Source organism: Chlorogloea sp. CCALA 695 (assembly GCF_003003885.1).
In the GTDB taxonomy this organism is placed as follows: domain Bacteria; phylum Cyanobacteriota; class Cyanobacteriia; order Cyanobacteriales; family Chroococcidiopsidaceae; genus Aliterella.
On the sequence record NZ_PVWN01000028.1, the window covers coordinates 23,358 to 35,018 of the forward strand.

An 11,661-nucleotide genomic window follows, 5' to 3' on the forward strand; every position below is an offset into this window, starting at 1 on the left:
GATTTTTTAGCTTTTATTTTGTCTTAGCCTGTTGCGGCTTTGCAAAACCGGGTGCTTGGGAGTTATTCAATAACGCTTTGCAACCACTTTCTATTTCTAAACAGATATTACCAAGATGATCTAAAGCTGCTTGGCGCTGGGGGAAATCGCCACGAGCAAGAAATAGGTTGGCTGCCGTTTGGATGCTTGCGATCGCTTGCCAATAATTAACTTCGCCTTTCCCAGTGCTTTTAGCTAATTCGTACAACACATTGCCTTTTTCTATATGCGCCTCTGCCAACTGGGGATCTAATTGCAGTGCAAACTCAAAATCTTTAAGGGCTTTTTGATCACCTTGATTAGAGTCGCTACTATTTTGGGCTAATTTACGCTGGGTAATGCCGCGTTTGACATAAGAAATTGCATTATTAGGATTTTTATTAATGGCTAGATTAAAATCGGCGATCGCCGCCTTATATTCGTTTTTAGCATTGGGGCTATATTCTGCCATCTCATAACGAACAATTCCTCGACTAAGATAGGCTTCTGCTTCGTTAGGATTGAGCTTGAGAGCGCTATTAAAATCTTTAATCGCTATTTTGTATTCTTCGTCAGGATTGCCGCTATTTTGAGCATTTTCATAAAGCGCATTCCCACGCTCGACATAAGCTTGAGGATCATTTGGGTTAAGATTTACAGCGCGATCAAAGTTTTCTACTGCTCCGTCATAGTCTTCATATTTAGAAGATATCCTTCCTTGATAAAGATACTTAGAAGCCTGATTAGAATCTATGGTTGGGTTATAAGTCGTAACTTCTTCGTGAGCCGGAAAAAGAGTTGAGCTAATTTTGCTGGAAAGTTTAAAGTCTTTAACTATCAGCATTAACCCAAATAGTCCACTCGCTCCTACACCAACAGCGCCTAACATTGCTGTACTAAATCTTTGCTTGTGGCGGTACTGGCGACTAATTGTGGCAGTGGGAGCTTGACGATAAAAACTCGCTGCCACCTGATTTTTTGGCAATACAAGGGTAGGCTTAGGTCTTTTAACGGGTTGTAAGTGCTGTCCTTTTTGCACTGTTTGAGTGGAAGGAAAGGGGTCTCGCCCATTGAGCCTAAGAGTTCTTTCGCACCAGGGACAATAGCTCAAATGCTTGCCGTGAAGATGATGAATATTGACTTTACAGGTAATTAAATCGCGTTCAGCAACACTCAGCGCACTTTGCCAAGTTTGTGCCGTCGGGCGCAGTTGCGGATTGTGATGACCTTCTTCAAAACAACGGATAAATAGCAGTTGCAAAGCTGGGTGCAATAACTCGAACTTAGGAGCGATAGGAGTAGGCAAGTAAGGTACGCGCCGCCGACTATAAACAAAGTGTCCTTCAGCTATTCGAGTTTCGTAGGGTGGTGCGTCACCGCTACCTTGATACACGCCTGCAAAGGGGTGTGTACCTTCCATTAGTAGCTGAAATATTAAAACTGCCAGCCCAAATAAATCATGTTCTGGGTGGCGATCTAGCTGGGCGAAACTCTGCCCCTGGAGTTCGGGAGGGGTAAATTCTGGCTTACCCACAGCGCAACGGTAGATTTCGCCATTACGTTCATTTGTGACTTGAAACGAATCAGTATCTACTAAGGTAATTAAAGCTGTGTTACTAACTAAAATATTTGATTCGTTTACATCGCCAATACAATAGCCGCGAGCGTGAAGTGCGCCAAAGGCGGCGGCAAGATTGCGAGCGGTACGATGTAAATAAAGATAGTTAAAAAAGGGACTTTTTTGGCGACGGGTTTTTGGATTGTAAAAGTCTAACAGCGAGTGCATTTCTTTAACTCGCGTCATCAAAAAGCCCACTACTTTTTGTTTTTCATCAGTTGTCCGCAGTACGTCTACAGGCCAAGCAATAGAGATATGATCTTTGCTGGCGGCGGGGTTGTCTGGCGGGTTAGCCAGCATCAACATTAGCTTATTGGCACGGGCTTCGGTGGGCTTGTGATAAACTTTTGCCACTAGAGTTTCATCTTGCGGCACTCTATAAACTTTTGCCTCGCCTCCATGTCCTAGACTTGAGGTGGGGTCTATAGTAATAATTTGGGTGTCTAGTTGACGTTTTAACCTCATGGCATTAGTTCACTATAGTCGCCAGTAAAAGTGTTAGATCGTCATCAGTTCGCGTGCTAATACGTTCCGATCGCAAAAATGCTACTAATTGCTCTTGAGCTTCTGTGGGGCTAGTTACATCAGCGACAAATTTAAACATCGGGAAAAAAAAGGGTGCATGAGGTTTACCTCCACTCATTTCTAAAGCTAACATTTGCAGTCCGTCCGATAGCATGGCAATATTAGCTACAACTCCACGCCAGACTTTTACTTGAATATTCTCCAAAGCGTTGGGGGAAACTAAAAAAATTGTTTCGTTAACGTATTCTCCTCGCTGCGGTGTGGTGAGGGAGATTATGTTTCCCGTGCGATCGCACCCTACAGCTACACCATCACCTACTTGGACGGCGGCGATTAGATTTGGCGTAGCTACAACAATAATTAAAGTAGTAGCTAATTCTCTTGAGGTGACTTTACAGGCGATCGCTTCTTCCTCTACCGCTTTTTTTGCCGCTTCTAGGGCGTTAGTTAGCAGTAATTGCCATTTTTGATCGTCCTCCTCCTCAGCGTCTTGAACTCCATACTGCAAGCGGATTGTTTCGACGGCGGTTTGAGAAGCGACAATCGCTCCTATTTTTCCCAAACTTGCACTACCCGCACCATCGGCTACCGCCGCCACTAATACCCCTTCTGGCAATAGCTCCCAATGATGAGCATCTTGACAATGTTGTTTTACTTTTTCATGGCTTTTTCCCAGCACTGAAGCTGCTACTACCCGCCAGCAATCTACGTTTTGAGATATCGGTTCGTCTGTCTGCATTTTTGCTTAGTATCCACTTGCATTTAGTAGCAGGGGGTAGCCACGATAGTTTTTAGCTGACAATGTTGAGATTATCTTCTTTACCGATTCTAACTATATTTAGCGTTAGTGAGTCTACAAGTTGCTCTGCTATCTAGTTGTACAGACAATTGTATTGAGTGAACGGACTACTTTCACTTTACACCATATATTTAATCGCCGAATAGAAACAATTTTCCTTCAAACGCTAAGTTTAAGATAAATAAGTCTGTTTTTTTGCTGCTTTAACTATCTATTGCCGTGTTCCTAGCGGCGATCTCCGCTATATTAACCAGTAGCTTGTATATTTTTATACAAATAAGCTGTCAAAGGTGACAACAAAAATATCGAAGTTTCTGCTGGATGTTGCACTTAGCAAATCTCGTTCTAAAATTATTTGTATAATGGATTATTCTTAATTATTTGTAGCTTTGACTAAAAGTGTTAATAATAAGATCGATGGGGTTGAAATAAGTTTAAGCTTATTGAGATAGTTAAACTTATAGTTTAATTTAATGAACTTTTGGGATTTCATAAAATTTGATCTTATTAAAATTTGCTTAAGGAACAAGTGCTAAATGACTAGCTGTGGAACCTTTCAAAAACTACGCCCGCTCAGTTTGTTAACTCATTTATCTAATTCTTACGATAGCGCGCACCTAAAAGTAGTGAGCAATTCAGTTGCTTGGTCAATCTATCTAGAAAACGGTAAAATAACTTATGCTTCTCATTCGGTAGAACCTTTTGATCGTCTTGATTGTCATTTGCGTCGCCTAGCTTCTAGAATGCCCTCTTTAAGCAGTGAAACTCGTGCCAAGCTGAGGTTAATGTTTGAAAACGATTTAAGCGGAGAGCAATTAAATATAAACTCTGAGTATCAAGCTATTTGCTGGTTAATTGAGCGTCAGCATTTAACAGAAGATCAAGCAAAAATTTTAATTGAAGGGTTAGTTAAAGAAGTAATAGAATCATTTTTATTAGTTGAACAAGGTAGCTATGAGTTACATAGTTTTCCAGAAACAACTTCCTATTTAACTAAGCTTGACTTATCAAGCTTAGTTAAATATGCTCAAAAGCAGTTGCAAGCTTGGCAATCTCTAGCACCGGAATTAAGCTCACCATATCAATGTCCTTACTTAGCTTCTTCTTCTCTAAATCAAAAGTTGACTTCAGAATTACGCCAAAAACTAACAGCAATTTTAAAAGGATTTAGTTTTCGTCATTTAGCGATTTTACTCAATCAAGACGAACTTCGTTTAGCCCAAAGCTTGTATCCCTATATTAAGGCAGGAAACATACTACTACAACCTCCCTCTGCACCTTTTGATTGTTTACCAAGTTTTGTTAAGTCTGCAAAGGAACCAACAAAAAATTATTTATTACCATTAGAAATTACTGCTAATAAAAGCGTTACTGCTATTTTAGCTCCATCATCTCCTGAGTTACCAGAAATTTCGCCGCCAAATCCTCCAAGGGTAAACATTGTGGTAGAACCAATTAACAATCTACCAGAAACACAAACAAATAAAAAAACCTATAAAATTGTTTGCGTAGATGATAGCCCAGCAATGTTAAGAGAAATTAGCTATTTTCTAGATGATGAAAGTTTTGCTGTCTCTACAATTAGCGATCCAATTAAAGCTTTGATGCAGATAGTTAGACTTAAGCCAGACTTGATATTGTTAGATGTAAAAATGGCAGGAATAGATGGCTATGAGCTATGTCGCTTATTAAGAAATCACTCATTTTTTAAAACTACACCAATTATTATGGTAACGGGAAATACCGGGATTATAGATAGAGTTAAAGCTAAAATGGTAGGAGCATCAGGCTATTTAACTAAACCCTTTGCTCAAGCCGACTTATTAAAAATTGTATTTAGGCATTTATCTTAATAAAACGATTAAGAGGGCGACAAGAATTTTGAGTACAGTTTTATTAGTGGAAGATACGCGAAGTCTATTAGATTTGATAGCTGGATACTTGCGCGATGGCGGTCACACAGTAATCATGACAGATAATGCTAAAGATGCTTTATTTGAGGCAATAAAACAACAGCCTGATGCAATTATAACTGACGTAGTCATGCCAGGAATGAGTGGGTTTGAATTATGTCGTCAACTTAAAAGTAATCCAGCTACCGAGCAAGTGCCAATTATTATTTGCAGTTCAAAATCTGGCAAAATAGACCAATTGTGGGGAAAAAAGCAAGGTGCAGATGCTTATGTAACAAAGCCATTTACAAAAGAACAATTGCTACTGGTAATTAAATCGGTGGTGGGTTAATTAATGAATAGTTCTCAAATTGCGCCGTCAACAAAGCCGATAGGCGATCGCTATTTAAGTTTTTACTTGAATCGACAAACCCCCGCCTTATTGTTAATGGAGTATGCACAGGAAGTAATAATTGTTCCTACGAGTCGCCTTTCACCAATGCCCAATATGCCAGAATGCGTATTAGGATTGTTGAATCGGCGCAGTCGGGTACTGTGGGTAGTAAATTTAGCTCAGCTACTAGAATTACCAGCAAGTGAATCTAGCGATCGCCAGTACCAAATAATAATTATTCATGTCAAACAAGTTAAGCTGGCGCTAGCTGTACAATCGGTTGAAGGTGTAAAGTATTTTCCCCACCAAAACAGCCAAGCATCAACAGAAATATTTGCCACCCTTGCTCCTTATATAAGTGGCTGTATTGCTCAAGAGAATGAAACCTTAATAGTTTTGGATGCAGAAAAAATCGTTAATTCGCCTAATTTAGAACCCTAGTAGCGGGGTCAAAAAATATTAATTTGAGGATATCATGAGTACAAAATTTGAGCCTAAATCATTAGTTGAGCAATCTCCGGAGAAAAATAGCCCAAGTTTAAATAATCCTTCGACGTTATGGAAAGCTAAAATACCGCAAACAAATCGCTCAAAATTCCGGCAAAAATTAAGTTTAAAAACAAAAGCAACAGCCTTAGCAATTGCCTTAAGTGTATTGCCAGTTATTTTAATCGGGGGGATAGCAACCTATGTGACGACAGAAAAAATTAGCGAAAACTTACACCAGCAACAAAAAGCTAGAGCGATTACTTTATCTAACCAAATAAATCGATTTATAGTTCAACAATACCAAGATATTCAAACTCTATCGCAACTAAGTATTCTTAATAATTCGACAACTAGAGCCACAACTTCCACTAGAGCAAAGCAAGCAATATTAGAACGTTATATTAAAGATAATCCTGCCTATGACAGTGTTGCAGTTATCGATTTAGACGGAAATGTTATATTGCAGTCGGCAGGGGCAGTTATAGTTAATTATCAAGAGATTAATTATTTTCAAGAAGTTAAAAGAACTAACCGCCCGGTAATTACTCCCCCTAGAAGATCGTTAGCAACTGGGGAATATTCAATATTTGTAGCCGCGCCCGTCATCAATACGCGCACAGGAGAGACAATTGCTGTGGTGCGATCGCGTACTCCTTTAAAATATTTTAATAATATTATTCAAGCTGAAAGCAAAGAAATAACGCAAAGCATTAATGGCTATGTATCAGAAGAATATTTTGCAGTTAATGACAATGGTAAAATTGTAGTTGCACCTACAAATCGTACTGACTATATAGGTAAAGATGTTAAAGGCATTTTCCCCCAGGTAGCGGCTCAATTACAACAAGTAAAAGGTGTTAGTAGCGTTGTAGAGGAAAATTTATTAGAGCAGAAATGGTATTTAATATCTTATACTCCTGTAGGCAAGTTTGCCGGAGCATCCCAACTAAACTGGAGTGTCTTAGTTACTCAAGATGAAGATGCCTTATTTGCCAGCCGCACTCGTGATGTTTCAATAATAACCTTAGCCGTAGCCACAGGTGTGATCGCACTTATTGTAGCCGCGATCGCCACAAAGCTAGTAAGTAGAACATTGCGCCCAGTAATGGCAGCCTCAAAAGCCGTGCGTCAGCTAGGGGAAGGACAATTAGATACGCGCTTGGCGGTTAAAGGCTCGGATGAATTAGCAGTTTTGGGCGCTAATATCAATGGCATGGCAGAACAACTGCAAAATCTTTTAACCAGACAACAACTAGCAACAGAAGCGGCGGAAACCTTTACAGATACTACTTTACGCATTCGCCGCTCTTTGAACTTAGACGATATTTTGAAAACGGCAGTGCGGGAGGTGAGAAAAATTATGCACACTGAGCGCGTGGTTATTTACCGTTTTAACTCTGACTTGAGCGGTACAGTAGTAGCAGAATCGGTTGTACCTGGTTGGCCGGAAGCCTTAAAAGAAACTATTGACGATCCTTGTTTTAAAGAACAACATATAAAAAATTATCAAAATGGTCGGGTGCGGGGAATTAATGATATTTACCATGCTGGACTTACCGAGTGCCATATTAATACTTTAGAAAGATTTAAAGTTAAAGCAAATTTAGTTGCACCAATACTTAAAGATCAGCAATTGCTTGGTTTATTAATTGCTCATCATTGCTCAGAACCTCGCAACTGGCAAGAGTCAGAAATTAATTTATTTGCACAATTGGCGGCGCAAATTGGCTTTGCTTTAGATCAAGCAAATTTATTAGAGCAAGTAGAAAAAGCTCGAACTTCTGCCGAAGTAATGTCTGTGGAGCAGCGAGAACAAAAAGAATTACTAGAAAATCAATTATTAAATTTGCTTAGTGAGGTAGAAGGAGCCGTTAGAGGCGACTTGACAGTAAGGGCGGAAGTTACGACAGGAGAAATTGGGACTGTGGCTGATTTTTTCAATGCGATCATTGAAAGCTTGCGAGAAATTGTTACTTCAGTAAAACACGCAACCGATAAAGTTAATATTTCTATTAATGAAAACGAAGGCGCAATTCGTCAGCTTGCGGACGAAGCGGTGAAACAAAATACAGAAATTGTTAGTACCCTTGATTCGGTGCAGCAAATGACATTATCTATCCAATCAGTAGCAGATAGCGCCGAACTTGCAGCACAAGTAGCCCATAAAGCGTCAACTAGCGCCCAAGCTGGAGAAATGGCAATGGAGCGCACAGTATTTAGTATTATAAATTTGCGCGATACGATCGCCCAAACTGCTAAAAAAGTTAAAAATCTAGGTCAAGCATCTCAGCAAATTTCTAAAGTTACAACTTTAATTAACCAGATAGCTTTACAAACTAATGTCCTCGCCATTAATGCCAGCATTGAAGCTTCTCGTGCGGGGGAAGAAGGGAGAGGTTTTGCAGTTGTAGCCGAGGAAGTTGGGGAACTTGCAACTAAAGCCGCCGCCGCAACTAAAGAAATTGAGCAAGTGCTAGAAAATATCCAACAGCAAACTAGCGAAGTAGTTAGAGCCATGCAACTAGGTAGTACCCAAGTAAATGAAGGGACTCATCTTGTAGAAAATACTAAGCAAAGTTTAGGGGAAATTTTACAGGTATCGCGCCAAATTGATGAATTAGTCCAAGTAATTTCTCACTCTACAGTGTCGCAAGCGAAAACCGCTCAAGCTGTAACTCAGTTAATGCAAGCGTTGGCTACTAATTCCGAGGAAACGGCCGCCTCTTCGCACAAAGTATCGAAGTCTCTTAAACGCACGGTAGAGGTGGCGCAGCAGTTGCAAACTTCGGTGGGTGCTTTTAAAGTCCGCAAAGATTAATGGCTAATCAAACTTTAGGGATAGAGTCGCAGCTTTATAATTACTTGCTTGCTGTTTCTTTACGAGAAACCGAGGTATTAGCTCAACTTAGGCAAGCTACCGCCACCAGTCAATCTATGGCTCAAATGCAGATTGCACCGGAGCAAGGGCAGTTTATGGCGTTGTTAATTCAGTTAATTGGCGCTAAAAAAACTTTAGATATAGGAGTGTTTACGGGTTATAGTGCGCTGGTGGTCGCCTTGGCATTGCCCCAGGGCGGTAAAGTGGTGGCGTGTGAAATAAACCAAGAATATGCAGAATTTGCTCGTCATTGGTGGCAAAAAGCGGGGGTAATAGATAAAATTGACCTGCATCTCGCTCCCGCCCAAGATACTCTGGCGTTGTTAATAGCTAATGGGGAAGTTGACAGCTTTGATTTTGCCTTTATTGACGCAGATAAAAGTAATTACGATACTTATTACGAGCAAGCTTTGCAATTAGTTTGCCCTGGGGGATTGATTGCAATTGATAATGTACTATGGTCAGGAAGGGTTGCAGACCCAAATATCCAAGATAATCGGACTAATAAAATTCGGGACTTTAATCAAAAACTGCATCAAGACAAACGCATCAATCTTAGCTTAGTACCGATCGCCGATGGTTTGACTTTGGCTAGGAAACTTCCTTAGTTGAGCAATGATGACAGGCTATAGTTTCATTATTAGGCGATCGCGCGACGGGATTTCCACAACTGCGACACAATCGATAATTCCCCGGCTGTAAACCATGCTGCAAGGCTACTCGCTCGTCAAACACAAAACATTCCCCTTGCCATAAACTCTCCTCAGTGGGGACTTCTTCGAGATATTTGAGAATACCGCCTTTTAGATGGTACACTTCCTCGAAACCCTTTGATAACAATAATGAAGAAGCTTTTTCGCAGCGAATCCCACCCGTGCAAAATAAGGCAACCTTTTTATGTTTGGCGGGGTCTAGATGTTGCTCGATATAATCAGGAAATTGATTAAAGGAGCTAGTATTAGGGTTTTGCGCTCCTTTAAACGTACCAATATCTACTTCGTAGTCGTTGCGGGTATCAATGATTGTGACTTCAGGATCGTTAATTAACGCATTCCATTCAGTAGGAGTCACATAAGTACCTACTTGCTGAATTGGATTTACTGGTAATCCCAGGGTGACAATTTCCCGCTTTAAGCGCACTTTCATTCGCTCGAAAGGCGGAGTTTGAGCCGAAGATAATTTATACTCTAAGTCTTTTAGGCGCAAGTCAGAACGTAAAAAAGACACAACTCCATCAATGCTTGCTCTGGAGACACTAGCAATTGTGCCGTTAATTCCTTCGGCGGCTAGAAGAATTGAACCTTTAACATTTTGAACTTGACAGTAAGACAAGAGGGGTTGTTTCTTGTCTGCAAAGTCTGGCAAAGGTACGAATTTATAAAAGGAAGCAATAATATGAGTCATTTCTAGGCGCAAATTGAGATATTTTTAGCAGCATTGAATAAAAGATCGCTATCAACTATAATACAATCTGCCACAGGGGGGTTTGGCTCAGTTGGTAGAGCGCCTGCTTTGCAAGCAGGATGTCAGCGGTTCGAGTCCGCTAACCTCCATTATCTAGTTACTGTCAAGCTGCGATAATTCTCTACACTTTACTTCGGCAGCTTGGTAAGCGGCTAAGTATTCTTTACCACCTAGCATAATTTCGCCGTAGTATTCGTAAGGCGCATTGCCATAAATAGGCAAAGGGTCATCTTCGGGATAATCTTCTTTCGATTCATCAACGATGGCTTTAAGATGTTTAACTTTCAAGCTTTGTGCCGGAAAATAGTAGAGATTTTGAGCATCTAAACTCAATGAAACAAAAGTAGGATCGATAATTTCGTCGTCAAGCTCAATCCAGCCATATTCCATAATCGAATAAGGCTCAATTCCTACAACTAAAAAGCCTTGAACGTACAAATAATTATTATCTAGTAAGGCTGCTTGATAAGCATTATCGAAGCATTTATGCGCCTTACTACCAATCTGTTCGGCGATTTGTGTAGAGAGATTTATGTCTAGAGATTTGCTCATATTTAAGCAATTAAGCAGGAAATATTTTTATTGTACTTGCTACATTTAACTTTACTTTCGCACCTACCGGAACCACTTGGCTAATAGCTGTTCGGGCGTGTAGTTCTTTTCCTGAAGGCGTAAGCAGACAGTAGCGATACTCCCTCCCCAAAAAGCGCCGATTGTGAACCACTGCCACCGCCTCCGATTCTGTCGGTTCTATCAGCAAATCTTCTTCACGAATCATTAATTCTACTTTTTTTTGCCCAGCATCCGCCGCCGCAAAACAGCCTACTTCCGTAGCCCACAACTGCCCCTGACGCTCGGCGGGGATAAAGTTAGCTCCGGTGACAAATTCTGCTACAAACCGGGAGGAGGGCTGCGTATAGACTTCTTGCGGCGTACCTATTTGTTCTAGTTTACCTTTGCTCATGACGGCTACGAGGTCAGCGATCGCTAAGGCTTCTTCTTGGTCATGAGTGACAAACACCGCCGATGTTCCCGTCGCTTTCAAAATATCTCTAATTTCTTCTCGCAATCGCAGCCTTACCTGCACGTCCAAATTGCTCAAAGGTTCATCTAGCAGCACTAACGGCGGCTGAGGCGCTAAAGCACGAGCAAGAGCTACTCTTTGCTGCTGTCCTCCCGATAACTGATAAGGATATCGTTTTTCTAGCCCAGTTAGCCCTACTAATTCAATTAACCGTTTAGCCGCTTCTTTATCCTGCCTTTTTAACCCAAAAGCCACATTCTCGGCGACGGTTAGATGTGGAAACAAAGCATAATCTTGAAATACCATCCCTAAACGGCGCTGTTCTGGCGGAATCCAACAATTATTACTGGCAACTTTGCGCCCAGCAATTTCAATACTTCCCATTTGCGGCTGCTCAAATCCAGCAATTAACCTTAGTAAAGTAGTTTTTCCGCAACCAGAAGAACCAAGTAAAGCCAGTATTCCTTGAGGTAAGTTCAAACTTACGTCTGCTACTGCTTGACTTTCGCCAAACCACTTACTCACCCCATCAAGCTGTAAAATTTTCTCCATAATTTTGT

General features: G+C 40.8%; 10 protein-coding genes and 1 tRNA gene. 6 read left to right on the plus strand and 5 right to left on the minus strand.

Features of this window, described 5'->3' with window-relative positions:
- Positions 1 to 13 precede the first annotated feature (13 nt).
- Together C7B70_RS14855 and C7B70_RS14860 are read right to left on the minus strand one after the other, a co-directional pair.
- Positions 14 to 2,101, minus strand: a complete 2,088-nt coding sequence (locus C7B70_RS14855; protein WP_106369805.1) for a tetratricopeptide repeat protein — start codon at positions 2,099 to 2,101, stop codon at positions 14 to 16.
- A 4-nt stretch (positions 2,102 to 2,105) separates the two neighbouring features.
- Positions 2,106 to 2,900 (minus strand): PP2C family serine/threonine-protein phosphatase, encoded by a 795-nt coding sequence (locus tag C7B70_RS14860; protein ID WP_106369806.1) that lies wholly within the window; start codon positions 2,898 to 2,900, stop codon positions 2,106 to 2,108.
- Positions 2,901 to 3,496: 596 nt separating this feature from the next.
- Here C7B70_RS14860 and C7B70_RS14865 point away from each other — a divergent pair.
- From C7B70_RS14865 to C7B70_RS14885, 5 genes are read left to right on the plus strand one after another with little or no spacing between them, the layout of a single operon-like run.
- Entirely contained in the window at positions 3,497 to 4,813 is a 1,317-nt protein-coding gene (locus C7B70_RS14865) for a response regulator (RefSeq protein WP_106369807.1), read from the plus strand.
- Between the two features lie 28 nt (positions 4,814 to 4,841).
- Positions 4,842 to 5,204, plus strand: a complete 363-nt coding sequence (locus C7B70_RS14870) for a response regulator transcription factor (protein WP_106369830.1) — start codon at positions 4,842 to 4,844, stop codon at positions 5,202 to 5,204.
- A gap of 3 nt (positions 5,205 to 5,207) precedes the next feature.
- Entirely contained in the window at positions 5,208 to 5,687 is a 480-nt protein-coding gene (locus C7B70_RS14875; protein ID WP_106369808.1) for a chemotaxis protein CheW, read from the plus strand.
- 34 nt (positions 5,688 to 5,721) lie between these two features.
- Positions 5,722 to 8,553, plus strand: a complete 2,832-nt coding sequence (locus C7B70_RS14880; protein WP_106369809.1) for a methyl-accepting chemotaxis protein — start codon at positions 5,722 to 5,724, stop codon at positions 8,551 to 8,553.
- A complete protein-coding gene (locus C7B70_RS14885; RefSeq protein WP_106369810.1) occupies positions 8,553 to 9,221 on the plus strand; it encodes a class I SAM-dependent methyltransferase in 669 nt (222 codons plus the stop codon). Before C7B70_RS14880 ends, C7B70_RS14885 begins: the two co-directional genes overlap by 1 nt.
- Here C7B70_RS14885 and C7B70_RS14890 read toward each other — a convergent pair.
- A complete protein-coding gene (locus tag C7B70_RS14890) occupies positions 9,205 to 10,017 on the minus strand; it encodes a rhodanese-related sulfurtransferase (protein ID WP_106369811.1) in 813 nt (270 codons plus the stop codon). The genes C7B70_RS14885 and C7B70_RS14890 overlap by 17 nt on opposite strands.
- A 76-nt stretch (positions 10,018 to 10,093) precedes the next feature.
- Here C7B70_RS14890 and C7B70_RS14895 point away from each other — a divergent pair.
- Positions 10,094 to 10,166, plus strand: a tRNA-Ala gene (locus tag C7B70_RS14895).
- A 4-nt stretch (positions 10,167 to 10,170) separates the two neighbouring features.
- Here the strand turns inward: C7B70_RS14895 and C7B70_RS14900 are convergent.
- Positions 10,171 to 10,629 (minus strand): hypothetical protein, encoded by a 459-nt coding sequence (locus C7B70_RS14900; protein ID WP_106369812.1) that lies wholly within the window; start codon positions 10,627 to 10,629, stop codon positions 10,171 to 10,173.
- A 10-nt stretch (positions 10,630 to 10,639) separates the two neighbouring features.
- On the minus strand, positions 10,640 to 11,653 hold the full coding sequence (locus tag C7B70_RS14905) for an ABC transporter ATP-binding protein (protein ID WP_106369813.1): 1,014 nt from the start codon (positions 11,651 to 11,653) through the stop codon (positions 10,640 to 10,642).
- Positions 11,654 to 11,661 lie beyond the last annotated feature (8 nt).